The 26,083-nt window shown below is 63.0% G+C and carries 25 protein-coding genes; 9 read left to right on the forward strand and 16 right to left on the reverse strand.

Annotation, left to right across the window (positions count from 1 at the left end):
* The first annotated feature begins 63 nt into the window (after window positions 1-63).
* From BRA1417_RS0125140 to BRA1417_RS0125165, 6 genes are read left to right on the forward strand one after another with little or no spacing between them, the layout of a single operon-like run.
* Window positions 64-1,242: an ROK family transcriptional regulator gene (locus BRA1417_RS0125140; RefSeq protein WP_027518177.1), complete on the forward strand. Its 1,179-nt coding sequence runs from the start codon at window positions 64-66 to the stop codon at window positions 1,240-1,242.
* 57 nt (window positions 1,243-1,299) lie between these two features.
* Window positions 1,300-2,586, forward strand: a complete 1,287-nt coding sequence (locus BRA1417_RS0125145; protein ID WP_027518178.1) for an ABC transporter substrate-binding protein — start codon at window positions 1,300-1,302, stop codon at window positions 2,584-2,586.
* Window positions 2,583-3,506, forward strand: coding sequence for a carbohydrate ABC transporter permease (locus tag BRA1417_RS0125150; protein WP_027518179.1), 924 nt, complete (start codon window positions 2,583-2,585; stop codon window positions 3,504-3,506). The genes BRA1417_RS0125145 and BRA1417_RS0125150 overlap by 4 nt, the downstream gene beginning before the upstream one ends.
* Window positions 3,499-4,356: a carbohydrate ABC transporter permease gene (locus BRA1417_RS0125155; protein ID WP_007610848.1), complete on the forward strand. Its 858-nt coding sequence runs from the start codon at window positions 3,499-3,501 to the stop codon at window positions 4,354-4,356. Before BRA1417_RS0125150 ends, BRA1417_RS0125155 begins: the two co-directional genes overlap by 8 nt.
* Window positions 4,357-4,366: 10 nt before the next feature.
* Window positions 4,367-5,476 carry an ABC transporter ATP-binding protein gene (locus BRA1417_RS0125160; RefSeq protein WP_027518180.1) on the forward strand — a complete coding sequence of 370 codons (1,110 nt, stop codon included), beginning with the start codon at window positions 4,367-4,369 and terminating at the stop codon, window positions 5,474-5,476.
* Window positions 5,473-6,240, forward strand: a complete 768-nt coding sequence (locus BRA1417_RS0125165) for an SDR family NAD(P)-dependent oxidoreductase (protein WP_027518181.1) — start codon at window positions 5,473-5,475, stop codon at window positions 6,238-6,240. The genes BRA1417_RS0125160 and BRA1417_RS0125165 overlap by 4 nt, the downstream gene beginning before the upstream one ends.
* Before the next feature lie 134 nt (window positions 6,241-6,374).
* Here the strand turns inward: BRA1417_RS0125165 and BRA1417_RS0125170 are convergent, their stop codons facing one another.
* The gene (locus BRA1417_RS0125170) at window positions 6,375-7,502 is read right to left on the reverse strand and encodes an IS630 family transposase (protein WP_245286267.1); all 1,128 of its coding nucleotides are present in this window, start codon (window positions 7,500-7,502) and stop codon (window positions 6,375-6,377) included.
* Window positions 7,503-7,811: 309 nt separating this feature from the next.
* Here BRA1417_RS0125170 and BRA1417_RS0125175 point away from each other — a divergent pair, with 309 nt between their 5' ends.
* Window positions 7,812-8,129, forward strand: a complete 318-nt coding sequence (locus BRA1417_RS0125175) for a hypothetical protein (RefSeq protein ID WP_027518183.1) — start codon at window positions 7,812-7,814, stop codon at window positions 8,127-8,129.
* A 456-nt stretch (window positions 8,130-8,585) separates the two neighbouring features.
* On the opposite strand, the gene BRA1417_RS44275 is transcribed toward BRA1417_RS0125175, so the two are convergent.
* The gene (locus BRA1417_RS44275) at window positions 8,586-8,735 is read right to left on the reverse strand and encodes a hypothetical protein (protein WP_156948915.1); all 150 of its coding nucleotides are present in this window, start codon (window positions 8,733-8,735) and stop codon (window positions 8,586-8,588) included.
* A gap of 283 nt (window positions 8,736-9,018) precedes the next feature.
* On the opposite strand from BRA1417_RS44275, the gene BRA1417_RS0125185 reads away from it, so the two are divergent.
* Window positions 9,019-10,410 carry a serine hydrolase gene (locus BRA1417_RS0125185; RefSeq protein ID WP_027518184.1) on the forward strand — a complete coding sequence of 464 codons (1,392 nt, stop codon included), beginning with the start codon at window positions 9,019-9,021 and terminating at the stop codon, window positions 10,408-10,410.
* Between the two features lie 115 nt (window positions 10,411-10,525).
* Here the strand turns inward: BRA1417_RS0125185 and lpxB are convergent, their stop codons facing one another.
* The 3 genes from lpxB to lpxA are packed head-to-tail and all read right to left on the reverse strand — an operon-like array spanning window position 10,526 to window position 13,375.
* On the reverse strand, window positions 10,526-11,710 hold the full coding sequence (gene lpxB / locus BRA1417_RS0125190) for a lipid-A-disaccharide synthase (RefSeq protein WP_027518185.1): 1,185 nt from the start codon (window positions 11,708-11,710) through the stop codon (window positions 10,526-10,528).
* Window positions 11,707-12,564: an LpxI family protein gene (locus BRA1417_RS0125195; protein ID WP_035969528.1), complete on the reverse strand. Its 858-nt coding sequence runs from the start codon at window positions 12,562-12,564 to the stop codon at window positions 11,707-11,709. The genes lpxB and BRA1417_RS0125195 overlap by 4 nt, the downstream gene beginning before the upstream one ends.
* A gap of 19 nt (window positions 12,565-12,583) precedes the next feature.
* Window positions 12,584-13,375, reverse strand: a complete 792-nt coding sequence (lpxA, locus tag BRA1417_RS0125200; RefSeq protein ID WP_027518187.1) for an acyl-ACP--UDP-N-acetylglucosamine O-acyltransferase — start codon at window positions 13,373-13,375, stop codon at window positions 12,584-12,586.
* Between the two features lie 175 nt (window positions 13,376-13,550).
* Between lpxA and BRA1417_RS0125205 the strand changes: the two genes are divergently transcribed.
* Window positions 13,551-13,895 (forward strand): KTSC domain-containing protein, encoded by a 345-nt coding sequence (locus tag BRA1417_RS0125205; RefSeq protein ID WP_027518188.1) that lies wholly within the window; start codon window positions 13,551-13,553, stop codon window positions 13,893-13,895.
* Between the two features lie 6 nt (window positions 13,896-13,901).
* On the opposite strand, the gene fabZ is transcribed toward BRA1417_RS0125205, so the two are convergent.
* The 11 genes from fabZ to BRA1417_RS0125260 all read right to left on the reverse strand — a co-directional run bounded on the left by fabZ (window position 13,902) and on the right by BRA1417_RS0125260 (window position 25,844).
* Window positions 13,902-14,318, reverse strand: coding sequence for a 3-hydroxyacyl-ACP dehydratase FabZ (gene fabZ, locus BRA1417_RS0125210; RefSeq protein ID WP_051448500.1), 417 nt, complete (start codon window positions 14,316-14,318; stop codon window positions 13,902-13,904).
* Window positions 14,319-14,359: 41 nt separating this feature from the next.
* Window positions 14,360-15,427, reverse strand: a complete 1,068-nt coding sequence (lpxD, locus tag BRA1417_RS0125215) for a UDP-3-O-(3-hydroxymyristoyl)glucosamine N-acyltransferase (protein ID WP_027518190.1) — start codon at window positions 15,425-15,427, stop codon at window positions 14,360-14,362.
* Window positions 15,428-15,551: 124 nt separating this feature from the next.
* The gene (gene bamA / locus BRA1417_RS0125220) at window positions 15,552-18,086 is read right to left on the reverse strand and encodes an outer membrane protein assembly factor BamA (RefSeq protein ID WP_027518191.1); all 2,535 of its coding nucleotides are present in this window, start codon (window positions 18,084-18,086) and stop codon (window positions 15,552-15,554) included.
* Between the two features lie 187 nt (window positions 18,087-18,273).
* Window positions 18,274-19,425: an RIP metalloprotease RseP gene (rseP, locus tag BRA1417_RS0125225; RefSeq protein WP_027518192.1), complete on the reverse strand. Its 1,152-nt coding sequence runs from the start codon at window positions 19,423-19,425 to the stop codon at window positions 18,274-18,276.
* 44 nt (window positions 19,426-19,469) lie between these two features.
* On the reverse strand, window positions 19,470-20,693 hold the full coding sequence (gene dxr, locus BRA1417_RS0125230) for a 1-deoxy-D-xylulose-5-phosphate reductoisomerase (RefSeq protein WP_027518193.1): 1,224 nt from the start codon (window positions 20,691-20,693) through the stop codon (window positions 19,470-19,472).
* A gap of 4 nt (window positions 20,694-20,697) precedes the next feature.
* Window positions 20,698-21,540: a phosphatidate cytidylyltransferase gene (locus BRA1417_RS0125235; RefSeq protein WP_027518194.1), complete on the reverse strand. Its 843-nt coding sequence runs from the start codon at window positions 21,538-21,540 to the stop codon at window positions 20,698-20,700.
* Entirely contained in the window at window positions 21,537-22,295 is a 759-nt protein-coding gene (locus BRA1417_RS0125240) for an isoprenyl transferase (protein ID WP_027518195.1), read from the reverse strand. Before BRA1417_RS0125240 ends, BRA1417_RS0125235 begins: the two co-directional genes overlap by 4 nt.
* 93 nt (window positions 22,296-22,388) lie before the next feature.
* Window positions 22,389-22,952, reverse strand: coding sequence for a ribosome recycling factor (gene frr, locus BRA1417_RS0125245; RefSeq protein ID WP_027518196.1), 564 nt, complete (start codon window positions 22,950-22,952; stop codon window positions 22,389-22,391).
* Between the two features lie 67 nt (window positions 22,953-23,019).
* Entirely contained in the window at window positions 23,020-23,736 is a 717-nt protein-coding gene (pyrH, locus tag BRA1417_RS0125250; protein ID WP_018455040.1) for a UMP kinase, read from the reverse strand.
* Between the two features lie 60 nt (window positions 23,737-23,796).
* Window positions 23,797-24,720 carry a translation elongation factor Ts gene (gene tsf / locus BRA1417_RS0125255; RefSeq protein ID WP_027518197.1) on the reverse strand — a complete coding sequence of 308 codons (924 nt, stop codon included), beginning with the start codon at window positions 24,718-24,720 and terminating at the stop codon, window positions 23,797-23,799.
* Between the two features lie 131 nt (window positions 24,721-24,851).
* Complete coding sequence (locus tag BRA1417_RS0125260) at window positions 24,852-25,844, reverse strand: 30S ribosomal protein S2 (protein ID WP_027518198.1); 993 nt, start codon at window positions 25,842-25,844, stop codon at window positions 24,852-24,854.
* Between the last annotated feature and the right edge of the window lie 239 nt (window positions 25,845-26,083).

Raw genomic sequence — 26,083 nt, forward strand, 5'->3', positions numbered from 1 at the left:
GCTAACGCTTGACAGTGAAACGCTTGGCGCGCATTCTTACTCTAAGTAAGAATGACGACAGGGATGGAAATGCCGGAGCAGCCGAGAAGTCGGCGGCAGACGCGTGCTGCCATTTTGACTCATCTGCTTCAGTCGGGCGGGACGTTTCGGCCGCCGCTGGCCAAGGCCGTGCGCCTGTCGGAAGCGAGCCTGTCGCGCATCCTGTTCGATCTGAAGACCGAAGGCCTGATCGAGGAAGTGCGGCGCCCTGCCCCTTACGTCGGTGGCCCGACGGGCCTCGTGTCGCTCGACAAGGCGGTGGCGCTCGCGGCGTTTGAGCTGACCACCCAGCGGCTCAGCGTCGGCGTCGGGGGCCTGTCGGGCGAACTGCACGACATCGGGCATGTGCCGCTGCCGAAGACGCCGACCGTCGCAACCGTCGGCCGGGCGTTTCGCGAGGCGCTGACATTGTTGCGCGACTGGACGCGGCGCCGACGCATCCCCCTCGCGCAGATCGGCGTCTCCATTCCGGGCCTCGGCCGGCTGGGCGCGTCAGGCAATCCGATCATTCCCTGCGACCTCGGGCGGATCAGCGAGATGTTCGGCGAGACGTTTGGCGGCGTGCCGGTCGAGTTCACCAATTCGGTCGTCGCGCACGCCATTTTTCACCGTTGCCGCACGGAGAACTATCCATTCAGCGGCGCGCATCTCTTCGTCTTCGTCGGTCAGGGCGTCGCGGGCACCTGGATGGATGATCCGATCGAGGACGATGCCCTCCAGCCGGTCGAGCTCGGCCACATGGTGTTCGAAGCCGACGGACCAATTTGCCGCTGTGGTCATCATGGTTGCGTCGAGGCCTATACGTCGCTTCCGGCCCTGGCCGAGCTTCTTGGCGTCGCGGAAGCGGAGTTGCTTGAACTCGGCAGCGAATGGGTGACCGCGATGCCGCTCTCGTCGCGCGTGCGGCAGGAATTGCGCCGGCGGCTGTTCCGGCTTGGCCTTGCGATCGGCAACACGCTGAACGTGAAGCCCTGCAAGGGCGTCGCGATCAGCGGCTGGCCGTCGCTTCTCGCCGAGGACGATCGCAACGCGCTCGTCGAGGGGATCGACGCCTGTCTGTTGGGCGGCCGCAAGCACGCGCAAGTGTCGCTCGCTTTCGTGCCGCCGTCGAATGGCAACGATCCGCGGGCGGCGCTGGCCTTCGCGGCTTTCTGCCTCGCTTGCCGCGGCGGCATGCCGGCCGCATCGAGCGAGGCCGCCTGAGATACCTGATGCCGCGCGGCGCTCGCGCGAAAGAGTTCACACCGGGAGGAACTTGCCATGCCGATCACGACAACAAGGCGCCAACTGCTCGCCGGATCTGCGGCCGCGCTCGCGCTGCCGGCATTTGCCCGCGCGCAAAGCGCGGTGAAGCCGCGTCTGACTGCGATCTCGCAATGGTCCGCAGGCAGCGACGGGGCGGCCATCACGGCGCTCGGCAAGAAATTCGAAGAGAAAGGCGGGGTTTGGCAGCACTCGCCCGTCCCCGGCTTCACCACCGAGATGATGAACAAGTTGCGTGCCCAGATCATGGCCGGCGATCCACCGGCCTGCTCGCAGCTCAAAGGTCCCGAGATCGCGGCCTGGTCCAAGATTGCCCCAACCGTCGATCTCGACGCCGTCGTCGCTGCCGCCGGATACGAAAAGGTTGTCGCTCCAGACCTTGCAAAATTGCACAAGCCGGGGGGAAAGTGGATTGCACTGCCGTTGCAGATCTACAGCACCAACATGCTGTTTCTCTCCAAACGCGCGATGGACAAGGCCAAGGCCGACAAGATCCCCGTCACATGGGCTGAGTTCAACGACCTCGCCGAGAAGATGAAAGCAGGCGGAGTCCCCTATCCCATCGCCAACGGTGGCACCCGCGCGGACGACGGCCAAAAATTCGAGGCCGCTTTGGCAGGCATCAGTCCCACCGCATACCGCGCAGCCATCATGAACCTCGACAAGAAGGCCCTGGAAGGCCCCGAGATAAAGGCGGCCTTCGTCCAAGTGCGCAAGATTGCCGACTGGATGGACCCCAACGTCGGCGCCCAGCATTTTTCGACCAACCTGAAGCGCTTCGTCGACGGCGACATGGGCGTGATGATCATGGGCGGGTGGGCGCAGGGCGTCTTGCGCAACGCCGGCTTCAAGTTCGAGGACTTCATCATCGCTCCGGGCCCGAGCGACAATAGCAAGCCCGTCTTCCTGTTGAATGCCGATGCCTTCATATTCTGGCAGCGCAAGGAGCCCGACCTGCAAGCCGGTCAGACGCTGATGGCCCAGCTCGTCATGGATCCGGCGATCCAGACCATGTATTCGCAGATCACGGGATCGATCCCGGTGCGTACCGACGTCGATCTCTCCGGCGAAGGCTGGTCGGACGGTCAACGGCGGACCGCAGCAGCCCTGAAAGACGCGATCGCCAGCAATCAGGCCGTCCTCAGCCTTGCGCACAACATGGCGCAGGAAAACGGCATGACCGCAGCGATCATCGACGTGATCACGGAGTACGTGAAGAACAAGACGATCAAGCCGGAGCAAGCGGCCATACGCCTCGCCGACGCCGTCGAGAGCTCACGTTGACGATCGCCGTCTCGACAACACCGAGCCGGCGGGCGGCCGCTGACTGGGTACGCCGGCTGCCCGAATATTTGACGATCTGGGTGCCGCTGCTGCTGTCCGCCGCGCATCTCATTGCGTTTACGCTGTGGACGATCTGGATGTCGTTCACGCCGTCCACTCTGGTCCCGGTCGCGGGCTGGGTCGGCTTGCGCAACTATTCTGCGGTTGCAGCATCGCGGAACTGGCAGATTGCCCTGGACAATCTGCTGCTGTTTGGCAGCGCCTTCGTGTTGCTGAGTTTGGCGACCGGCCTCATCCTTGCGATCCTGCTCGATCAGCGCATTCGCGGCGAGAATCTGCTGCGGTCTATCTTCCTCTATCCTCTGGCGGTGTCGTTCGTGGTCACCGGCACGGTCTGGAGTTGGCTGCTCAATCCTGGCCTCGGGATCCAGAAGCTGGTCCGCGACCTCGGCTGGACCTCGTTCCGGTTCGACTGGCTGATCGATCGCGACATGGCCATTTGGACCATTGTCATCGCTGCGATCTGGCAATCCTCCGGTTTCGCCATGGCGCTGTTCCTCGCCGGCCTCCGCTCCGTCGACGCCGACCTGATCAAAGCCGCGCAGATCGACGGCGCCGGACCGATCCGAATGTACCGGAGGGTCATCTTGCCGACCCTTTGGCCGATCACCATCACCGTCATCGTCATCCAGCTGCAGTTTGCGATTTCGACCTTCGACCTCGTCCGCGCACTCACCAATGGTGGACCCGGGATCGCCACCCAGCTGCCGGCCCTCGTCGTCTACGATTTGATGTTCCAGCGCAGCCTGCTCGGGCGGGGAGCGGCAGCGGCAGTGCTCATGTTGCTCATTCTTCTCGCGGTTTTGCTGCCCTATGCAGCGTGGCGTTATGTCCAGCGGCGGCGGGCGATCCATGCGTGAGCGAACCCTCGCGCCAGGCCGGATTTTGATCTATCTCGTGGTGTCGCTGATCGCTGCAGCCTGGCTCGCGCCATTGGCCGTCGTCGTGCTGAACTCGCTGCGCACCAACGAGGAGATCGCGCAGGCCTCGATGATCGGCTGGCCGAAGCAATGGGCATGGAGCAACTACGCCGCGGCCTGGAGCGGTTTCTGCGTCGCCGAGACCTGCGCCGGCATCCGGCCGTACATGCTGAACTCCGCGCTGGTCACGATCCCCGCGACGATTTTCTCGACCCTGCTCGGTGCTGTCGCCGGCTACGCCGTGTCGCTCTGGCGTTTTCGCGGCGATAGCTGGATCTACGGCATCGTGACCCTTGGCCTCTTCCTTCCGCAGCAGATGCGCTTGCTTCCCTGGACCATCGTGTTGCGCGATACGGGCCTGATGAATACGCTGACTGGCCTGGTCGTGATCCACACGATCCAGGGGCTCTCCTTTACCGTCTTGTTCTGCCGAAACTACTACACTGCGATCCCGCAGGATTTGATAAGAGCTGCGCGCATCGATGGCGCCGGGTTCTTTCGTATTTTCTGGCGCATCATCCTGCCGCTCTCGCCGCCCATTCTGGTCGTCACCGTGATCTGGCAGTTCACGCATATCTGGAACGAGTTTCTCTACGGCGTGACATTCACGACCGGTCAGCAGCAGCCGGTCACCGCCGCGCTGATCGCGCTATCCGCTGCGGTCGCCGACATCCCGCAGCATGGCGTGCAAAGCGCGGCGGTGATGATCGCCGCCCTGCCGACCCTGCTGATCTATCTGATCGGCGGCAAGTATTTCGTACGCGGCCTCACCGCCGGAGCCGTGAAATGATCGGATCGTCATGGCAGCCCTAAGCATTCGCTCCCTGTCCAAGCGCTACGCCAATCTGGAGGTGCTGAAGGGCATCGATCTCGACATCGAGAGCGGTGAATTCACCGTGCTCGTCGGCCCATCGGGCTGCGGCAAGTCCACGCTGCTCAACATCATCGCCGGGCTCGACCTCCCGAGCGCAGGCACCGTGGAAATCGGCGGACGTATCGTCAACGACATTCCGCCAAAGGACCGCGACATCGCCATGGTGTTCCAGTCCTACGCGCTCTATCCGTCGATGACGGTGCGACAGAACATCACCTTCGGCATGGAATGCCGCCACGTACCGAAGACGGAGCAGGAAAAGGCGCTGGCGAATGTGGCCAGGCTGCTCCAGATCGAGCCGCTGCTCGGCCGCAAGCCGTCGCAGCTCTCCGGCGGCCAGCGCCAGCGTGTGGCGATGGGCCGGGCGCTGGTGCGCGATCCCCTGCTCTTCCTGTTCGACGAGCCGCTCTCCAATCTCGATGCCAAGCTGCGCGTCGAGATGCGGATGGAGATCAAGCGGCTGCACCAGCGCATCGGCGCCACCATCGTCTATGTCACCCACGACCAGATCGAGGCGATGACGATGGCGACGCGTATCGCCGTGATGCATCGGGGCGTGGTGCAGCAGTTTGCCGACCCTGACACCGTGTATCGCTATCCCGCCAATCTGTTCGTGGCCCGTTTCATGGGTTCGCCGCCGATGAACACGATGCCGGCACGGCTCGAGGCCGATGCCGGCGGCCCGGTGGTCGTGATCGGCGCGGGACGGCCGGACGAGGTCCGCCTCCGCCTTGGTCAATACGACGCCGCCGCCCCCTTCGTCGGCCGTGACGTGGTGGTCGGGATCAGGCCGGAATGCATCGCCGAGGGCAGCCGCCTATTTTCGGCCGATCCGCCCGTCGTCATCAACGCGCCGGTGGAGATGGTCGAGCCGACGGGAGCAGAAACAATCGTGCTGCTGCGGCTTGGCGGCGAGCCTGCGCTGGCGCGCATCACGCCGGATATCCGCCCCACACCGGGCGCCGCCGCCCCGTTCGCGCTCGACACGCGCCGCATCTGCCTGTTCGACCCCGAGACGGAGCGACTGATCGCATGACAAGAACGAGCTATGCCGGTCTTAGGGATCGCGTGGTGTTGATCACCGGTGGCGCCAGCGGCATCGGTGCCGCCTTCGTGCGGGCGTTCGCGGCCCAAGGGGCGCGCGTCGCGTTCCTGGATCTCGATGAAGCAGCCGGCAGCGCGCTGGTCGCCGAAGTGAAGGCCCAGGCTGCAACTGTACCCCTGTTCGTGCCGTGCGATCTTCTCGACATCGACGCCTTGCGCGGCGCCATGGCGCAGGTTCGGGGATCGCTTGGCGATGCCGCGGTTCTCGTCAACAATGCCGCCAATGATCAACGCCAGGTGCTGGCCGAGGTAACTCCGGCCGAGTTCGACTGGATGATCGGCGTCAACCTCAAGCACGTCTTCTTTGCCGCGCAAGCGGTGGTGCCGCAGATGCAGGCGCGCGGCGGCGGTTCGATCATCAACATGTCGTCGATTGCCTGGATGCGCGGCGCGCCGGGGCTGCCGGTCTACGCCGCGGCGAAGGCCGCGATCGTCGGCTTCACCAACTCCCTGGCCCGGTCGCTCGGGCCCGACCGCATCCGCGTCAACGCGATCGCGCCGGGGATGGTGATCACGGAGCGTCAGCGCCGGCTGTGGTATCCGGACGACCAGGCGATCGCCGAGTTGCGCACGCGTCAGGCCATTCCCGACGCCGTGACGCCAGAGGACATCGCCAGCATGGCGCTGTTCCTCGCTTCCGATGAGAGCCAGCGCATCACGCGCCAATGTTTTCAGGTTGATGCTGGTCTCGGCTAGAGCGTGATCCGAGCTGCTGTCGTAGAGGTCCGCTCCGTCTCCGAGAGCAGCCGCGTGAGCGCACCCCACCTTGGGTCCGAGTTGGGCCATAAGCAGACCTCTTTTACGTTGCATCAGCGGCTAGGGTTTTAGCTCTACCTATATCGCGGGTCCTTGTGATTACTGCTCTCCGAAAATGCTGTCGTTTCCCGCTCGCCACCCCAAATCTTATTTCCCGCCCGTTTTCGATGCTCGCGAAAGTACTCGTTACGCTCCGCGAAGTACCGATCGATTGCTCGTTTGGCCTCGCCAACAGACGAATAGTCGCTGTTGTGAAGAATAGCCCGTGCCATTCCGCTGAACACTGCTTCGATGACGTTTAAGAATTGCGCGCCTGCAGGTAATGGCGCGGTCTCTACTCGGGGAGAACCCGTTACCTCTGCCATTACATTGTTTGACTCAATCCGGCGCACGAGCTGGTTGGACATGTGCCACGAAGCCGCGTCCCAAGATAGATAGAGTCGCGTCAGATGGCGATTGCGGGCGAGCAATTGGTCCAGCAGCTTGATGATTTCTGCCGTGTTCTTCTTCTCTGAGTAAAAGTGTGTCACTTGATTTGTGGAAAGCTCTAGGGCTGCGGTGATAATCAACGTTCCTTTGGACCTTTGCCACTGAGGTACTGTCGCGTTAACGCCGGGAGCTACAAGTCTGCGCCCGCCGCGCTTTAAGACTGCGACCGGCCCGAACTCGTCAATCGAGAAGAACCCCTCGTCGCTCCTTAAGCCTCGCAGAATGGATTTCACGTTGTCGAGCTTACTTCGATACTCAGGGTCTTTGCTTGTTAAGACCTGCCTCGCTTTCAACCATCGATAACCTGCCGCCTTGATAATGGATTGAATGTTCCGCTTACTCAGTAGGACACCTGTTGCCTTTAGAGCTTGCTGCAGTTCGGCACGCTTCCATGTCACCCGATTGAAGCCGGCGTCAGACGGCGGAGAATGCAGCATTTTGAACACTGCGCCTCTCGCTTCGGCGACCTCGGCCTCTGACTTGACTCGGTGTTTCGGGCCGCGCCGTCTCGGGAGCAGATCACTCGCAAGCCCGCTCGCCGAATAGCGGTTGTAGTACTTACGAAAGGTTTGCGAGCAAGTGCCGTGGTGCGTGTAGAAGTCTCGCACATTGGTGAATGCTGTGGACTTTCCCGATTTAACGGCTTCGTATTCCACGATGAGCAGGCGCCATTGGTGGAGATAAGTTCTCTCAACTGTTCGATCGGCTCTCATTGGGGAGTCCCCCTTGAACCACGAGGCGGGAAATCGAGAGTATATCAAGACGTAACGACGAGCAGCGCTGACCTATGGCACGGGTGTAATCCGCTGAAAGGTCGTCCAGTTCCGCTCTGGGTCAAAATCGGTCTTGTCATAGATCGAACTGGACACAAGTACGTCTTCAATCTTCTAGAAGCGGTCATCGTGTGGCCAGTCAACCAGATAGCAACCATAACGAATTGGACGCGAGCGACGCCATTCAGACAAGCATAGATTGAGCGGCCACTTCACGATAAGCTGGCTGCATTCTGAAAGGTGCAAAGCATGCTACCCGCAGATTACGTCTTTGGCATTGCCGTTGCACTCGTCGTCGCATTCAACTTTTATCTAGGCCCTCGGATCGAACGCGAGCACGTTGCAATGCAATGGGGCCCTAGCGGCGAGCCAACCTGGTACGCTCCAAAATGGTTGGCGATGTGGGGCATGCTCGCTTTCATGGTGGCAGTACGGCTCCTTATCTGGCTGGCGTCGACATATGCGCCGCAGAGTGTGCACGGTGTTGAACTAGGCATAGTTATTTTTTCGGTAATCGCCGTCGGCTCCCACCTCTTCGTGTTGATGAAGGCGAGAGCGGTGCGCTGAACGACGGCTAGGGTCTCGGACCATCGCCTTTCAGCCTACACTGCCATCCGGACAATCCAGGAACGGGCACATGCCTTTCGCCGCAATCGGGCTGGGCTGCGAAAAGGAGAATTTCTGCGACAATCAGTGCCATCAAAGCCAGAGACCACAGGGCACGCACATCCAAATCCCGCTAAATATTGGATGTGCTCAACCTATACGCGACTTCCGGTCTAGTAAAGGCGAAGCACTTACATTCAAAATGTATCAATCGATTGACGCGGGTATTTCCAAGCGGTTGGCTTGGAGGTGATGATCGCGAAGAGTCAGCTATGGGTCAAAGGCTGCCTGGGAAAGCTTGCATGCCCTGTTCCGGTGAACTTCAGGAAGCAGACCTCGCGACACTGAGCTAATGGAGGACTCCGCACGGTTTTTCCCATGCTGACCGACATGACATAGGTTCAGGCGGCTCGTCGGCTAGGCGATCAAATAGAAGGTGGTTGCCAGCGCCGCGGCGGGGACCGCCAAGCGAGTGGCTGCTTTCATCATTTTCGTCATGGACGATTTTTCGATGATTAAGTTTAGCCCGCTAACGACCACGACCATGAAAGCCACAAGCAACCACATGACGCTCCTCCTCTGATTGAGCACGTGGCATCTGTATCGGGCCAAGTGTCCTAATTTATCGCTGCTTTATCTAACCAGACAGCACCCAACAAAGGTCTGCTCAGAGTCACAAGCGGTCATGGGCCGGCTGCGCGGGACAGGTCAGCTATGGGCCAACAAGATACGTCGGTATGAGGATGGTTGGCGGGGATCCAAAGAAAACACTTCAAGGGCGTTCTGCCCAATTCCCTTAATGATTAGTGTGTAGCAATCTGGTCAAGATCGCAACGGGTGGGATCATCCTATGCATATTCGCCAGATTGTTTTCGCCGTCGCGCTGCTCGGCGCTTTGGTTCGGTTCGAGCATGCCAAAGCTGAAGATGGCTTCCCAGTAGCGGAGTGGGAGCGCGTCGCCCCCGCAGCATCGGGCTGGTCAGAGACCGAATTGGCCCAAGCGCGATCCTTTTCGGATCAGATTGGCTCAAGCGCGGTTGTGATCGTCCAGCACGGAAAGGTGGTGGCCGAGTGGGGCAATACGACGAAGCCAATGGAACTCGCTTCAATCCGCAAGAGCCTGCTCAGCGCCCTGATCGGCATCGCAGTGTCGGATCACCTGATCAAGCTCGACAGCACGCTTGGCGAACTCGGCATCGACGATAATCCGCCTGGTTTGACCGGGATCGAGAAGAGCGCGACGGTGCGCGAACTCCTCGAAGCGCGTTCCGGGGTCTACCACGCGGCGCTTTATGAGACGCCAGACATGGCCAAGATGAGACCGCCGCGCGGTAGCCACCCTCCCGGCACCTTCTGGTATTACAACAATTGGGACTTCAACGTGCTAGGCACGATCTACGAGCACGCAACTGGCACCGATATCTTCGAGGCGCTCGACCAAAAGATCGCAAAGCCAATCGGCATGCAAGACTACCGGCAACAGGATGGCAGCTACGTCCGCGGCGAAGCGTCTATCCACCCCGCCTATGCGATCCGCATGAGCGCACGGGACTTGGCGCGTTTTGCACTTCTCTATCTTCATAAAGGCAATTGGGCCGGACGCCAGATCGTGCCGCGGGAGTGGGTGGAAGAGAGCACGCGCAGCTATTCGAAAGCAGTGTTCGGGATGGGCTATGGCTATCTCTGGTGGATCGGTTTTCTGGGTGGTGACGTTGCGCCTACGGTGACTTTGCCCGAGGGCAGCTTTATGGCCCAAGGTGCCGGCGGCCAATACGCCTTAGTCGTACCCGCACTCGACCTTGTCGTGGTGCATCGTGTCGACCGCGACGCGCCTTACGTTGAACCTTCATTTCGTAACATGGCCAGGCTCTTTTGGCTCATCCTGAAGGCCGATGGCTATAATCCGGGGCCCGACGCCTCGCTCACCGCAGCAACCGGCGAAAGACCGACAGGTGAGACCTTGGCCGCAAATTTCAAAGGCAAGACGATCAGCTTCGGTCCGAAGCTCAAGAATGGTCCGTTATCCATGCGATTCGAGCCCGACGGCCGGATGACTTATCCGCACTGGGACGAGTCCTTTGGACCTGCAACCGGGACATGGGCGGTCGCGGAGGATAAGCTCTGTATCTTGATCTCGGCTGCTAGACGTCGTTGCTACATCCCAGTGCTGAACGGTGAGCAAATTGAGTTGTTCGACGAGCTTGGCGTTATGCAAATCGCCGGAGTGGCGCTGCCTCAGTGATCTGCAAGCAGCAATCGGCTCGCGACGTCCGTTCAGGGTCGCAAGCGGCCGATCACGCCCAAGGTTAGGAGGCTTCCGCTTTGCGCTGGCAAGCCGACGTTTGTGAGTACACGTCCTAGCTAGCCCGCCTGCCCTTTCGCATGGTCGCCAGCACGATGTCGGCTGCGAGCACGCTCGGCGATTTGTTGCCGGTCGACATGATCGTATCGAGCTGGGCGAACGCTTCCACCTGCTGTCGGCGCAACGGTGAATCGGTCAGAAGCTGCAAGAGCGCGGGCGCCAGCTTTTCCGGCGTGCAGTCTTCCTGCAGGAACTCCGGGACGACATCCTTCCCGATCACGAGATTGGCGAGGATCACCGAGGAGACGCGGATCGCACGGCGCAGGATGAAGGCTTCAATCGCGCCGACGCGATAGGCCGTCACCATCGGGATGCCCGATAGCGCGAGCTCCAGCGTCACGGTGCCGGATTTTGCCAGGGCCGCGCGCGCGACGCGGAAGGCGGCGCGCTTCTCGTTCTCGCCGACCACGATTTGCGGCTTGACCGGCCAGTTCGCGATGCCTTCGCGAATGGTGGCTTCGAGATGCGGCATGGTCGGCAGCATCAGTTCGAACGCATGGCCGTCCGTCCGCAATCGGCCGAGCGTCGCGCCAAACACGTCGAGATGGTGCCTGATCTCGCTGCGGCGGCTGCCGGGCAGCACCAGCAAGACTGGCGGCCCGCCGTCGCGGCGCGCCTGCTCCTCCGCGTTCGGCCGCAGCGAGGGCAATTGCTCGATCAGGGGATGGCCGACATAGCTGCATGGTGGCCCGCCGAGCTTGCGATATTCCTCCGGCTCGAACGGCAACAGGCCGAGCACATGGTCGACATAGCCCAGCATGGTCCGCGCCCGTCCCGGCCGCCAGGCCCAGAGCTGTGGCGAGACATAGTCGACGATCGGGATCGCCGGATTGCGTGCCCGCACGCGGCGAGCGACACGGTGGGTGAAGTCGGGGCTGTCGATGATGACGAGCGCGTCCGGCGCGGCTTCGGTCACGGCCTCCGCGGTCTCGCGGATCAGCCGCAGGATCTTCGGCAATTGCTGCACCACCGCGGCGAAGCCCACGATCGAGAGCTGCTCGATCGGAAACAGCGTCTCCAGCCCCTGGCGCGCCATGGTGTGGCCGCCGACGCCCACGAACTGCACGCCGCCGCCGAGGCGCTGCCGCAGCACCTTCATCAGGGCGCTGCCGAGCCGGTCGCCGGATTCCTCCGTGGCGATCAGGAATATCTTGCGCTTGGGATCGCGGCCCTGCATCACGCCGGCAGGCCGATGACGAAGAGATATTTGGCGTCGGCGAGCGCGATCATCGCCTGCGGCTCGGCGGCGATGGTGTTGCCGGCGACGACGGCGATCCCGGCCAGCCCCGCGGCGACGACGCCCTCGAGGGTGCGTGGGCCGATCGTCGGCAGGTCGAAGCGCAAATCCTGCCCGCTCTTTGGTACTTTCACCAGCACGCCCCGCCCGGTGGCGGCGCGGATGCGGCCCTCTTCGCGCAGCCGTGCCACGCGCGCGAGCAGCGCATCGGTGCCCTCGATATCCTCAACCGCCACCACATGACCGTCGATCACGACCGCGGCCTGGCCGATGTCGAACGGACCGAGCGCGGTCAACACCGCGCGGCCGCGCTCGATGTCGGTCTTGCCGGTGTCGCTCGGCCAGGCGCGGCTGATGCAGCCCTCGGGCATCAAGAGGTCGGGCGCGACATCCTTGATGCCGACCATCCGAAAGCCGCCCTGCTCGAGAATGCGCCCGACGCCGGACAACAAATGATCGTCGCCGCCGCGGAAGGCGCGGATGACATTGCCGAGCAGCCGGAGCGTCGTGAAGTCGACCCGGACCTCCGAGAGCGAAGGCCGTATCAGCGTGCCGATGAAGATCAGGTCGCGGCAGCCCTCCTCGCGAAACAGCCGCATGGCGCGGCCGAGCTGGCCGACCGAGATCCAGCGATGACGGAATTTTTCCACCCGTGCCGGATCGCAGGCCCCCCGAAGGGGAAACAGCACTGGTGTAATGCCGCGGGCAGCGAGCGAGTCGGCAACCGCGAACGGCATCGCGCCGCCGCCCGCGACCACGCCGACCGGCGATGAAATCTCCGAAGCCGCCGATGTCATGCCCGGGGCCATCCCATCATCACTTCGCGATGGCGGGAAGACAGAGCGGGCGCTTGCCCTTGCCGATGAAGTCGAGGATTTCGCCGATCGCCGGATCTTCACCGGCGAGCGGCCGCGCCGCCTCCAGGCGTTCGGCAAAGGTAGCGGGGCCATGGAAGAGCTTCTGGTAGAACGCGCGCACGGTCGCAAGCCGCTGCTTGGTGAACTTGCGCCGCTTCATGCCGATCAGGTTGAGGCTCTCCAGCACCGCATATTGGCCGTTGACCAGCCCATACGGGATGACGTCGTCGCGTACGCCGCAGACACCGCCAACCATCACATAGGGGCCGATGCGGGTGAACTGGTGCACTGCGGACAGGCCGCCGATATAGACGGCGTCACCGATCTCGCAATGGCCGCCGAGCGTGGCCGAGGTTGCGAAGATCACGTTGTTGCCGACCATGCAGTCATGCCCGACATGACTGTTGTTCATAAAATAGCCGTCGTTGCCGACGCGCGTCAGGCCACCGCCCTTGATGGTGCCGACATTCATGGTCGCGCCTTCACGGATGGTGCAGCCCGAGCCGATCTCAAGCTTCGTGGGTTCGCCCTTGTAGCTGAGATCCTGGGGCGCCCCGCCCAGCACCGCGAACGGCGAGATCACGCAGCCATCTCCGATCGAGGTGTGGCCGATGACGGTGACCTGTCCGATCAGCTTGCAGTTTCTGCCGATCACGGCGTTCTCGCCGATGATGCAGAAGGGCCCAATGTCGGTGCCCTCGCCGATCACGGCGCCGTCCGCGATCCGTGCGGTGGGATCAATCTTACTCATCAAGCAATCTGACTCATCAAGAAGGTCTGATTAGGTGTTGAAGTCGCTCGGTTTTCCGCTGGTTAGCGCGACTATGCCCGATCTGTCCAGTGACGTATGATCTCTCCGTGTTTCAAGTGCCGGGTGAAGCAGTCTTCCCGGCTCATCAACAAGTTCACGCGGAGCTTCAGGTATCGTGGTCAGGGCCCTGGCACTTCTCCTCGCACAGCTTGTGACCGCGCCGATCGTGTCCGAGACGATCGAGACCGCCGAACACCGCCCCATCGACCTCGCGACATTCGAATGCCGCGACATCAGCCGCAGCACGGTGCTCCAACGGGTCTGTTACGACCGTGCGCAGCAGACCCTCATCGTGGCTGTGGACGGCGCTTATGACCGCTATTGCGGCGTGCCGGTCGACACGATCGAGCGCCTGCTAGGCGCACCGTCCATGGGACAGTTCTTCAACCAGAACATCAAGCGCGAGGTCAGCGGCGGCCGGTACGCGTGTCCTGCACGCGAGCGTATCCAGAGGAGTTGATCCCGCTCAGTCGGTCAGCATGGCGCCGACGTCGGCCTCCGCAACCACCTGGCCGTTGACCTTGGCGTCGCCGTGAAACCACCACATGGCCTTGCGGCGGCCGATCGAGCGCATGTGATATTCGATGGTATCGCCGGGCAGCACCGGCTTGCGGAACTTGCACTTGTCGATGGTCAGGAAATACACAGCGCGCGGCTTATCGGTGCCCTCGACCGACTTGATGCCGATCACACCCGCGGTCTGCGCCATCGCTTCGATCATCATGACGCCGGGATAGACCGGGCGATCGGGAAAGTGGCCCTGGAACGGCGGCTCGTTGAAGGTGACGTTCTTGATGCCGATGCCGCTGTAATCGGTGCGGATCTTGATCACGCGATCGATCAGCAGCATTGGAAAACGGTGCGGGAGCGTTTGCAGGATCATGTTGATGTCCACAAGCTCGAACCTGACCGGTGCTTCGTCCGTCACTCCCGTTCCTCCTGCTTCGGATCGGCCTTGCTGTCGCGCGCCAAGCGCTCGACGGCCAAGATTTCCTTGAACCATTGCCGGGTCGGCTTGGCGAAAAAACCACCCCAACGTCCGTTGGGAGGGACGTCGTCCTTGACGCCGCTCATGGCAGTCACCTGAGCTCCATCCCCGATCTTGACGTGATTGTTGATGCCCACCTTCGCTCCCAGCGCCACGTTGTCGCCGAGGGTCAGGCTGCCGGCAAGGCCGATCTGGGCGGCCAGCAAACAGTGCCGGCCAATGGTCACATTGTGGCCGATCTGGACCTGATTGTCGATTTTGGTCCCCTCGCCGATCACGGTGTCGCGCAAGGACCCGCGATCAATGGTGGTGCCGGCGCCGACCTCCACGTTGTTCTGAATCAGCACGCGGCCGGTCTGGGGCACCTTCAGATGGCCCTCAGGGCCGAAGAAGATGAAGCCATAGCCGTCCTGGCCGATCGAGCAGCCGGGATGGATCAGCACGTCGTTGCCGATCAGCGCGCACTGGATGGCCGTGCGTGCGCCGACATTGCAGTCTCGGCCGATCTTGACGCCGGGGCCGATCACGGCCCCCACACCGACCACCGTGCCGCTGCCGATCTCCACGTCGGGGCCGATCACGGCCAAGGGATCGACGATCACGCCGTCCTCGAGCCTGGCCGTGGGGTCGATGATGGCCGACGGCGCGATACCCTCGTTGCCGGTCCAGGATTGCGGCCGGAGCGCGTCGCCGTGCCACTCCCGCGCGATCCTGACGAAGGCGCGGAACGGCTGCGGCGCCCGCAGCACGGCCACATGCGCGGGCACCCGGGCCTCGAAGCGTGGGCTCACCAGGCAAGCACCGGCCTTGGTGGCCTTGAGCTCATCGGCATATTTGAGATTGTCGAAGAACGTCAGGTGCATCGGGCCGGCTTCGTCGAGCGAAGCAAGGCCCCTAATGATTTGGCCGCCCCTGGCGGGATTAACCAGCTCCGCCTTGGTCAGCGAGGCTATGTCAGCCAGCGCTGAGGCGGGCGGTTGTATGAAGAAGGTCGGCTGCGCCATTCCACCCCGTCGCGGTCCGGCTTCGGCATGAAGCGGCCAAGCCGCATCATGCCTCATCTCCTGGATTGGCACGATCCCTTTCGGAAACCGGCTCCGTAGTTCGGATCGTGCCGTGCTGTTCGAATTAGAACGAGGTGCCGCCGCCGAACCGGAACTCCTGCGTGCGGTCGTTCTTGCCCTTGGTCAGCGGCACGGCGTAGTCGAAGCGCAGCGGACCGAACGGCGAGGCCCAGATCAAGCCGACACCGACCGACGACCGGACCGCATTGCCGTTGTCATACACCAGGCCGGTGCAGGTTCCAGCCGAGGCTGGATTGACGGTCGACGGCGTGCAGCTCGAGTTCTTGGTCGTGGTCATTTCGTTGGTCACTGACCACGTCGTCGGGCCCTGATAGTCGAACAGTCCGCCGGCGTCGGCATAGACGGCGCCCTTCAGACCCACTTCCTTCGGCAGGAACCAGAACGGCATCTGCAATTCGAGCGAAGCACCCCAATACTTGGTGCCGCCAAGCGCGTCCTGCGTACCGAAGGGGTTCAAATCGCGCGGTCCGATGCCGTTCGGGGCAAAGCCGCGGACGAGGTTCGGGCCCATCTGGAAGTGGTCGAGCATGCGCAGATCGCTGCCCATCTTGTTCAGCATGCCGCCCTGCAACCGGACCAGGCCGACGATGTCCGAGACGAGCGGAGTGTAGTACTTCGCATCGACAACCGACTTCAGGTATGAGACGTCGCCGCCGACGCCGGCGAAGTCCTGACGGAAGTCGACCAACAGACCGTCGGTGGGGTTCTTGTTGTTGTCGAGCGTATTGTAGCTCAGCGTGTAGCCGAGCGCCGAGGTCAGGGTCTTGCCGTTAGCGAGCTCCTTGCGCACCGGCAGTGAGGCTTCACCGTCGCTATAGCAGCCGAGGCCGTTGGTCGAGGGATCCAGAGGAATACCGCTCGCCGCCGAGAAAGCCGGGCTTGGATTGAATGCCGCCGACCCAACTACGTTGTTACAGTTCGCCAGGTAGGACGGCAGCGTGATTTCCTGCCTGTAGATCGAATAGCGCACCTGCAGCGACAGATCTTCACGCAGGGAGAAGCCGAGGCGCGGCGAGAAGCCGAGCGTCTTGGTGCCGTAGGAGATGTAGCTGTTGGACTTCTGCTCACGCTGATAGAGGTCGAGACCCAGCGCGACCCGGTAGTCGAGCAGATAGGGTTCGACGAACGACAGCGAGTAGCCGCGAGCATACTGGCCGTAGGTCACCGCCGCCTTGGCGAACAGGCCGCGGCCGAGCAAATTGCGCTCGGAGACCGAGACTTCGGCCAGCGCGCCGTCGGTGGTGGAGTAACCACCCGAGACCGAGAAGTCGCCGGTCGATTTCTCTTCCATGTCCACGAGCAGGATCACGCGATCGCTCGACGAGCCGGGCTCCGTCGTGATCTTCACGCTCTTGAAATAGTCGAGGTTCTTCAAGCGGCGCTCGGCACGGTCGACCAGCGCGCGGTTGTAGGCATCGCCCTCGGAGACGTCGAACTCGCGACGGATCACGTAGTCGCGCGTGCGAGTGTTGCCGCGCAGGTTGATGCGCTCGATATAGGTGCGCGGACCCTCGTCGATGTTGAACACGACCGACACGGTGTGCGCCTCGAAATTGCGGTCGCCGCCGGGACGGACCACGGCGAAGGCATAACCGCGACGCGATGCTTCGATCTGCATCTCCTCGACCGATTTCTCGACCGATTCGACGTTATAGAGCGAGCCGACATTGACGCGCGAATAGTTGCGCATCGAGGTGGGATCGAAGTTCGGAATGCTGGAGCGGAAGTCGATCGAGCCGACCCGGTATTGCGAGCCTTCCTCGATCTTGAAGGTGACGTTGAAGCCCTTCTTCTCCGGATCGTATTCGGTCAGCGCGGCCACGACCTGGACGTCGGCGAAACCGTTCTTGAGATAGAAGCGGCGGATCAGGTCGCGGTCGGCCTCGACCCGATCGGGATCGTAGATGTCGCTGCTGGCGAGGAAGCTCAGCAGATTCGACTCGTGCGTCTTGATGACGTCGCGCAGGCGGTAGGACGAGTACGCGTTGTTGCCGACGAACTCGATCGACTTGACGCCGGTCTTGGCGCCCTCCTCGACCGTGAAGATGAGATCGACGCGGTTGTTCGGCTGCTCGATCACTTCAGGCGTGACGCGGACGTCGTAGCGGCCGGAACGGCGATAGATTTCGGCGATTCGCAGCGTGTCTGACTGCACCATGGCGCGGGAGAAGGTGCCGCGCGCCTTGGACTGGACTTCACCGGTGAGCTGCTCGTCCTTGATCTTCTTGTTGCCCTCGAAGGCAATGCGGCCGATCACCGGGTTTTCCACCACGGAGACGACGATCTGGCCACCGGCACCGCGGTTGATCCTGACGTCCTGGAACAGGCCGGTCTCGATCAGCGCCTTGAGGCCGTCGTCGATGGCACCCTGATCCAGGCGACCGCCGGGACCCGGCTTGAAGTAGGAGCGGATCGTCTCCACCTCGACCCGGCGATTTCCCTCGACGGAAATCGACTGCACGGTCTGAGCAAGCGCAGACGAAGACACAAAGGCAGCCCCAACCGGGGCAAGCACCGGCGCGCCGAACATGATCAGGGTTGCGAGCAAGCCCCCCCGGAGTCGCAGTCCAAACTTCATTGCGCAACGCGCCCTTATCATTCCGTACCAGACCCAACCCCAACGCCAGTCTGGAGATTCCCCAAGTTCAAGCCGCTTGTAGACAATTTCACCGACGCCGCAAACGGTCGAGCGCGCCGTAATTTCATTTTCATTCCAAGACGTTGCCCAAGAGCAACGCCCGGGCAACGCCACAAAAAAGCCCCTATCAGGATGCGGCCATCCGCAGGATGTCGTTATAGGTCGCAAACACCATCAACATCAGCACCAAGCCCAGCCCGATTCGGAACCCCATCTCCTGAGTCCGCTCCGACAGGGGCCGACCACGGGCAACCTCCGCCGCATAGAACATCAGGTGACCGCCATCGAGCAGCGGGATCGGGAACAGATTCAACAGGCCGATCGACACCGAGAGCACCGCGCAGAGGTTGATCACGAACTGGAACCCGGCGCTGGCCGCCTGCCCCGACATCTTGGCAATGCCGAGCACGCCGCTGACCTCGTTCGGATTGCCGTTCCCGACGAACAACGAGCCGAGGAACTTGAAGGTGCTGGTGATGATGAACCAGACCTGCTCAACCCCGATCTTGAGCGCTTCGCCGACACCGACCGGCGACGTCGAGGCCTCCCCGGCCTGAGACTTGTGTTCGACGCCGAGCACGCCGAGACGGTGGCTGTTGCCGAAGGGATCCTTGCGCTCGAGCAGCGCCGGCGTCGCGGTCAGCGACACGATGGCGCCGTCGCGCTTGACCTGGAAGGCAAGCGGCGAACCGGCATTCATCGCAACCATGCGCTGCATGTCGGCAAAGCTTTCGATCGGCTTGCCGTCGATCTGGACGACGACGTCGCCGATCTTGAAGCCGGCTGCCGCCGCCGCGCCATCGGCGACGACACCGTCGACGCGGGCAATCGTGCTCGGCTTGCCGTAATACAGCGCCATGCCGGCGAAGATCAGCGCGCCCAGGATGAAATTGGCGATCGGTCCGGCGGCAACGATGGCGGCGCGCGGGCCGACCTTCTTGTGATGGAAGCTGCCGGCGCGCTCCTCGGCCGTCATGGCCGCAAGCTTCTCGGTCGATGGCGTCGAAGCCTCGCTCTCGTCGCCGAAGAACTTGACGTAGCCGCCGAGCGGGATCGCCGAGATCTTCCAGCGGGTGCCATGGCGGTCGTTGAAGCCGACCAGCTCAGGTCCGAAACCGAGCGAAAAAGTTAACACGCGAACGCCCGCCCAGCGCGCGACCAAGAAATGGCCGAGCTCATGGAAGAACACGACGATGGTCAGGACGAACAGGAAGGGAACCGCGTAGCCGAGGAGCCCATGGCTCAACGTATTGAAACTATGGACGAAAAAGTCGATCATCGAATTCCCTCATCCAGCGCCGCAAGGCCCTGGCCCCGAACCATCTAGGATGCCTTTAAGGCAATTTGAGGCAATAGGGCGGCAGCCCTATTTCGCGCAACATGGTCAACAGCGATTGCATCGTCGGCCGACGTCAGCGGGGCCTGGTTCCCGCCACGAACCCAGTCGTCCAGCGTCGCCTCCACCAGCCGGGCAATCGCGCCGAACCGGATCTTGCCGGCGATGAAGGCGGCCACCGCGACCTCGTTGGCGGCGTTGTAGACGGTGGTCGCCCCCTTCCCGGTCCGGAGCGAATCGAAGGCCAGGCGCAGCCCGGGGAAGCGCTCGAAATCCGGCGCCTCGAAGGTCAACTGGCCGATCTTGGCCAAATCGAGCTTGGCAGCCGGACCCTTGATGCGGTCGGGCCAGCCGAGGCAATGCGCGATCGGCGTGCGCATGTCGGGTGAGCCGAGCTGGGCCATGACCGAGCGGTCGGAGAACTCGACCATGCCGTGGATGATCGACTGCGGATGAACGAGGACGTCGATCTCGTCGGGCGAGAGCGCGAACAGATAGGAGGCCTCGATCACCTCGAGCCCCTTATTCATCATCGAGGCGGAATCGATCGTGATCTTCTGGCCCATGCTCCAGTTCGGATGCTTCAGGGCTTGCGCGAGTGTCGCCTGCTCGATGTCGGCGGGCTTCCAGGTCCGGAACGGGCCGCCGGAGGCCGTGATGATGACACGGACGAGTTCGTCGCGATTGCCCGAGGCGAGCGCCTGGAATAGCGCGTTGTGCTCGGAATCCGCGGGCAGGATGCAGGCGCCCGCTTTCGCCGCGCGCTGCATGAAGAAATCACCGGCGCAGACGAGGCATTCCTTGTTGGCGAGCGCGACATGCGCGCCGCGATCGACCGCCGCCAGTGCCGGCTTCAGCCCGGCCGCGCCACTCACGGCGGCCATCACCCAATCGGCCGGACGCGCGCCGGCCTCGATCACCGCGCTCTCGCCGGCGCCGCATTCGATGCCGGTGCCCGCGAGCGCGGCCTTGAGCTCGGCAAATTTGGAGGTGTCGGCGATTGCGACATAGCGCGCGGAAAACTCTTTCGCGAGTTTTGCCAGCGCCTCGACATTGCTGTTCGCCGTCAGCGCTTCGACACGGTAGCGCTCGGGAGAGGCGCGCAGCAGATCCATCGTGCTGTCGCCGATCGAGCCGGTGGCGCCGAGAACCGTGACGCTGCGGACGGTCGATGCCGCAGCCTTGTTGTTACGCAATGGAACCGCGCTCATATGTTCACCAAACCATAAGACCGCTTCCGGCGCTATGCACACCATGGCGGAGGAAGCCGATAATCCATGCCACCAGGATGGCGGCGACAAAACCGTCCAGACGGTCCAATAGCCCGCCATGGCCGGGAATTAAGTGACTGGAATCCTTGACATCGAAGCGCCGCTTGACCGCGGATTCGAACAGATCGCCGCAGGCCGACACGACCGAGAGGACCGCGGCGACGAGCAGCAATGGAGCCATCTTTCCGATCCCGCAAGCGGCAAAGCCGGCCGCGACCAAAAGGCTTGCGGCAAAGCCGCCGAGCGCCCCTGCCCAGGTCTTCTTCGGGCTGACGCGCGGCCACAGCTTCGGTCCGCCGATGCCGCGACCGGCGAAATAGCCGCCGATATCGGTCGCCCACACCACGAGCAGCACGAACATCAGCGCGGCGAAGCCGTTCACGAGATCTTTCCGCAGCAGGATCGAGGCGAGTAGCGCCGCCGACGCATAGGCGAATCCGGAGGCCGCCCAGACGAACTTGCCCCGCGCGATCACCGTCACGACCGCGCCGCCAATCAGGCCGGTGATCACGGCGCTCTTCAGCGCGCCGAAGGCAACGCACAAGCCCATCGTGGCGATGACGATCGTCCCTGCCCCGGTCAGCGCGGTCGAGCCTGCGCCCACCACCATCAGCCATTCCGCGAACAGTCCGATCGACACCAGGGTGACGAGCAGCGCCCACAGCCAGCCGCCGGCATAAGCCAGCGCAATGGCGAGCGGCGCCAGCACCAGCGCTGCGAGGATTCGCATCACGAGATTGCTCGGGGCAGGCTGAGAGCCGGCCGGTGCGGTATCGGGTTCGCTCACGAGGCGGTTTTCGCGACCAGACCGCCGAAACGGCGCTCGCGCCTGGCGAATTCGGCGATTGCACCTTCCAGCGCCGCCTTGTCGAAATCGGGCCAGTGAATCGGCACGAAGACCAGCTCGCTATAGGCAGCCTGCCACATCAGGAAGTTGGACAGGCGCTGCTCGCCACTGGTGCGGATGATGAGATCGGGATCGGGAATGTCGGGCGCGTCGAGATGCGCGCCCAATGTCTCGGCATCGATCGTATCAGGATTGCGCCGGCCCTCGGCGACTTCGCGCGCGAGCTTCTGCGCCGCCTTCGCGATCTCCTGGCGCGAGCCGTAATTGAAGGCGACGACGAGCGTGAGGCGCGTGTTGTCGCGCGTCAATTCCTCCGCCTCGTTGAGAAGTGCGCAGATGTCGCCCTCCAGCCCGTCCCGCTCACCGATGATGCGTACCTTGACGCCGTCGCGATGCAGGCTCGCCAGATCATTGCGGATGAAGCGGCGCAACAGGCCGAACAGATCGCCGATCTCGCTCGCCGGACGCGACCAGTTTTCCGAGCTGAAGGAGAAGATGGTGAGATAGCGGATGCCAAGCTCATGCGACGCGCGAACCACGCGGCGCAGGGCCTCCACGCCGCGGCGATGGCCTTCCGCCCGAGGCAAGCCGCGCGCGGCCGCCCAACGTCCGTTGCCATCCATGATGATGGCGACATGCGCAGGCGCATCGGACCGATCGGGTCCTTCCGTTGCGGGCGCGGCGGCGTTGGACATGAGGCTGCCTTAAAGCATGATCCGGAAGAGTGCGAAGCGGCTTTCCGAAAAGACCATGCGCGAACAATAACCTAAAGCGCGATCCATCGCGCTTTAGACGGTGAGGATTTCTTTTTCCTTGGCGGCCAGCAACTGGTCGATCTCGGAGATCGTGCCGTCGGTCGCCTTCTGCACGTCGTCGGCGTGGCGCTTCTGATCGTCCTCGGACATCTCGTGATTCTTCTCGAGCTTCTTGAGGACGTCGAGACCGTCGCGGCGGACATGGCGCGCGGCGACCTTGGCGGCTTCCGCGTATTTGTGCGCGACTTTGACGAGCTCCTTGCGACGCTCCTCGTTGAGCTCGGGGATGCGCAGGCGCAGCACCTGGCCTTCGGTCGCCGGCGACAGGCCGAGATTGGAATCGACGATCGCCTTCTCCACCGCCTTGACCATCGACTTGTCCCAGACCTGCACCGAGATCAGGCGCGGCTCAGGCACGCTGACGGTGGCGAGCTGGTTCAGCGGCATGTGGCTGCCATAGGCGTCGACCTGCACCGGATCGAGCATTGAGGCGGAGGCACGACCGGTGCGCAGGCCGCCAAGTTCATGCTTGAGCGACTGGATCGCTCCCTGCATGCGGCGCTTCACTTCGTTGAGATCGAAATTATCCGTGGCCATCACGTTTCTCCTTCAAAATCCCGGCGACCTCTCCGCACCCCCTCTTGAAGGGCGCAACGACAAGCCGTCAGCCGGCGACAATGGTTCCGTGGCCGCCGCCACGCAGTACAGCACCGATCGAACCCGGCTCCGCGATCGAGAACACGATGATAGGCAGCGACGTCTCGCGGGCAAGCGCGAAGGCGGTCGCATCCATCACCTTGTAGCCACCCTCGATCGCCTGCGAATGGGTCAGACGGTCGAATCGCGTCGCCGTCGGGTCCTTCTTCGGGTCGGCCGAGTAGACGCCGTCGACATTGGTCGCCTTCAGCACCGCCTGGGCGCCAATCTCGGCGGCACGCAGCACCGCGGTGGTGTCGGTGGTGAAGAACGGATTACCGGTTCCGCCGCCCAGCAGCACGATCCGGCCCTCGGCGAGGTATTTGTGCGCCGCGGTGCGGGTGAACAGCTCGGAAATCTCGGGCATGACGAACGCCGACAGCGTGCGCGCAGGCGTGCCCTTGCGCTCGATCGTGGCTTCGAGCGCGAGACAGTTCATCATCGTAGCGAGCATGCCCATGGTGTCGCCGGTCGGGCGCGACACGCCGCGCGAGGAGACCTCGACGCCGCGAAAGAGATTGCCGCCGCCGATCACGACGGCGACTTCGGTACCGAGATGGCGGGCTGCGATCAGATCGTCGGCGACCCGGTCGATGGTCGGCTGATCGATGCCAAAACCCTGCGGTCCCGCGAGATATTCGCCGGACAGCTTGATGACGACGCGACGATAGACCGGATCAGTCATGAGCACTTTCCTTGTCCGGCCGCCGCTTCCGGCGGCACGCCGGAAGGAACGTTCCGGCGCTTACTTCTTGCCGCTGGCCGCCGCGACCTCGGCCGCGAAGTCGCTTTCCTGCTTCTCGATTCCCTCACCGAGAGCATAGCGCACAAAGCCCGCGATCTTCACCGCGCCGCCGACCTTGCCTTCGGCTTCCTTCACCGCCTGCGCCACCGACTTGCCGGTGTCGTGGATGAAGGCCTGCTCGAGCAGGCAGACTTCCTTGTAATAGGTCTTCAGGCCGGACTCGACGATCTTCTCGATCACGTTCTCTGGCTTGCCCTGCTGGCGATATTTGTCGGCAAGCACGTCCTTCTCGCGCTTGACGACCGCCGGATCGAGACCGGACGGGTCGAGCGCCAGCGGGTTGGCGGCCGCGACATGCATCGCGATCTGGCGGCCAAGCGTTGCGAGCTCGTCGGCCTTGCCCGGCGATTCCAGCGCCACGATCACGCCCATCTTGCCGGCGCCCTCGACGACCGCGCCGTGGACGTAGCTCGACACCACGCCCTGGCTGACTTCGAGCGAAGCTGCGCGGCGCAGCGTCATGTTCTCGCCGATGGTGGCGATCGCGTCATTGATCGCAGTTTCGATCGTGACGTCGCCGACCTTGGCCGCCTTGATCTTCTCGACGTCGGCGCCGACGTTGAATGCGACCTGCGCGATCATCTTGACGAGGCCCTGAAACTGGCCGTTGCGCGCCACGAAATCGGTCTCGGAATTAACCTCGACCACGACGCCCTTGTTGCCCTTGGTGAGCGCGCCGATCAGACCCTCGGCGGCGACGCGGCCCGACTTCTTGGCGGCCTTCGACAGGCCCTTCTTGCGCAGCCAATCCTGCGCCGCTTCCATGTTGCCGTCGTTTTCGGTCAGCGCGGCCTTGCAGTCCATCATGCCTGCGCCGGTCGACTCGCGCAGGTCCTTGACCATCGCAGCTGTGATCGTTGCCATCGTTCAAAATCCTTTTTGCCTGCCGGTTTGCCGCGGCGCGGCCAGATCGCCTCGCCGCGGTCCATCTCAGGAATTCGCGTCAACTGAAATGGTGGCCGGAGCTTGTCCGGCCAACCCATCGCTCTTTTTGACTATTCCGCTTCCGCGGTCAGCGCCTTGGCCTTCGCCACCCAGGCGTCCGCGCGGCTCGGCAGGCCGACTTCTTCGCCGATCTTGTGCGCGGTGTCGTGATCGAGCTCGGCCAGCTGCCAGAAGTGGAAGATGCCGAGGTCGTTGAACTTCTTCTCGATCGCGCCCGAGACGCCCGGGAGCTTCTTGAGGTCGTCGGAGGTGCCGCGCGGACCGGCGAGGCCCTGGAAGCCGCTCGTGGCGGTCGGCAGCTCCTCTGCGACCGGCCGAACCGAAGCGCCGACGTCGATGCCGGAATCGCCCTGGGCGCGCGAAATGCCGTCAATCGCTGCACGCGCGATCAGATCGCAATAGAGCGCAATCGCGCGGCCGGCGTCGTCATTTCCCGGCACCACATAGGTGATGCCCTTCGGATCCGAATTGGTGTCGACGATCGCCGCGACCGGGATGTTGAGCCGCTGGGCTTCCTGGATCGCGATGTCTTCCTTGTTGGTGTCGATCACGAAGATCAGGTCGGGCAGACCGCCCATGTCCTTGATGCCGCCGAGCGAGCGGTCGAGCTTGTCGCGCTCGCGCTGAAGCGTCAGGCGCTCCTTCTTGGTGTAGGAGGAGGCATCGCCGCCGGCGAGCACGTCGTCGAGATGACGCAGGCGCTTGATCGAGCCCGAAATCGTCTTCCAGTTGGTCAGCGTGCCGCCGAGCCAGCGCGAATTGACGAAGTACTGAGCGCAGCGCTTGGCCGCGTCGGCAACGCCGTCCTGCGCCTGGCGCTTGGTGCCGACGAACAGGATGCGGCCGCCCTTGGCGACGGTGTCGCTGACCGCCTGCAAGGCGTTGTGCAGCAACGGCACGGTCTGCGCGAGGTCGACGATGTGGATGTTGTTGCGAGCGCCGAAAATGAACGGCGCCATTTTCGGATTCCAGCGGTGAGACTGGTGACCAAAGTGCACGCCGGCTTCGAGGAGCTGGCGCATAGTGAAATCGGGTAGTGCCATCGTTCTAATTCTCCGGTTGGTTCCTCCGGAAGCGTGTGAGCAGGACAGAGCGTTGTCGCCCCGGCTGCCACCGGACGGCCTTGTGAGCCATGCTTCCGTGTGAGATGGCGCGGTGTATAGCGCGATTTCGACCAGAAGCAAGGAAATAAGGGCCTTTCGGGGCGGCTTTCGCCCGCGAGAGGCCCCCTTCCGTAAAGACCACGCTGCGGCCTAGCCCCTGCCTAGCATCTGGGCTGGTT

Source organism: Bradyrhizobium sp. WSM1417, from assembly GCF_000515415.1.
In the GTDB taxonomy this organism is placed as follows: Bacteria; Pseudomonadota; Alphaproteobacteria; order Rhizobiales; family Xanthobacteraceae; genus Bradyrhizobium.

Excerpts from the sequence above, each read along its gene's own strand:
- BRA1417_RS0125140 (WP_027518177.1), top strand. The coding sequence starts at position 64 with ATGGAAATGCCGGAGCAGCCGAGAAGTCGGCGGCAGACGCGTGCTGCC.
- BRA1417_RS0125145 (WP_027518178.1), top strand. The coding sequence starts at position 1,300 with ATGCCGATCACGACAACAAGGCGCCAACTGCTCGCCGGATCTGCGGCC.
- BRA1417_RS0125155 (WP_007610848.1), top strand. The coding sequence starts at position 3,499 with ATGCGTGAGCGAACCCTCGCGCCAGGCCGGATTTTGATCTATCTCGTG.
- BRA1417_RS0125160 (WP_027518180.1), top strand. The coding sequence starts at position 4,367 with ATGGCAGCCCTAAGCATTCGCTCCCTGTCCAAGCGCTACGCCAATCTG.
- BRA1417_RS0125165 (WP_027518181.1), top strand. The coding sequence starts at position 5,473 with ATGACAAGAACGAGCTATGCCGGTCTTAGGGATCGCGTGGTGTTGATC.
- BRA1417_RS0125170 (WP_245286267.1), bottom strand. The coding sequence starts at position 7,502 with ATGAGAGCCGATCGAACAGTTGAGAGAACTTATCTCCACCAATGGCGC.
- BRA1417_RS0125175 (WP_027518183.1), top strand. The coding sequence starts at position 7,812 with ATGCTACCCGCAGATTACGTCTTTGGCATTGCCGTTGCACTCGTCGTC.
- BRA1417_RS44275 (WP_156948915.1), bottom strand. The coding sequence starts at position 8,735 with ATGTGGTTGCTTGTGGCTTTCATGGTCGTGGTCGTTAGCGGGCTAAAC.
- BRA1417_RS0125185 (WP_027518184.1), top strand. The coding sequence starts at position 9,019 with ATGCATATTCGCCAGATTGTTTTCGCCGTCGCGCTGCTCGGCGCTTTG.
- BRA1417_RS0125195 (WP_035969528.1), bottom strand. The coding sequence starts at position 12,564 with ATGACATCGGCGGCTTCGGAGATTTCATCGCCGGTCGGCGTGGTCGCG.
- lpxA (WP_027518187.1), bottom strand. The coding sequence starts at position 13,375 with ATGAGTAAGATTGATCCCACCGCACGGATCGCGGACGGCGCCGTGATC.
- fabZ (WP_051448500.1), bottom strand. The coding sequence starts at position 14,318 with ATGATCCTGCAAACGCTCCCGCACCGTTTTCCAATGCTGCTGATCGAT.
- lpxD (WP_027518190.1), bottom strand. The coding sequence starts at position 15,427 with ATGGCGCAGCCGACCTTCTTCATACAACCGCCCGCCTCAGCGCTGGCT.
- bamA (WP_027518191.1), bottom strand. The coding sequence starts at position 18,086 with ATGAAGTTTGGACTGCGACTCCGGGGGGGCTTGCTCGCAACCCTGATC.
- rseP (WP_027518192.1), bottom strand. The coding sequence starts at position 19,425 with ATGATCGACTTTTTCGTCCATAGTTTCAATACGTTGAGCCATGGGCTC.
- dxr (WP_027518193.1), bottom strand. The coding sequence starts at position 20,693 with ATGAGCGCGGTTCCATTGCGTAACAACAAGGCTGCGGCATCGACCGTC.
- BRA1417_RS0125240 (WP_027518195.1), bottom strand. The coding sequence starts at position 22,295 with ATGTCCAACGCCGCCGCGCCCGCAACGGAAGGACCCGATCGGTCCGAT.
- frr (WP_027518196.1), bottom strand. The coding sequence starts at position 22,952 with ATGGCCACGGATAATTTCGATCTCAACGAAGTGAAGCGCCGCATGCAG.
- pyrH (WP_018455040.1), bottom strand. The coding sequence starts at position 23,736 with ATGACTGATCCGGTCTATCGTCGCGTCGTCATCAAGCTGTCCGGCGAA.
- tsf (WP_027518197.1), bottom strand. The coding sequence starts at position 24,720 with ATGGCAACGATCACAGCTGCGATGGTCAAGGACCTGCGCGAGTCGACC.
- BRA1417_RS0125260 (WP_027518198.1), bottom strand. The coding sequence starts at position 25,844 with ATGGCACTACCCGATTTCACTATGCGCCAGCTCCTCGAAGCCGGCGTG.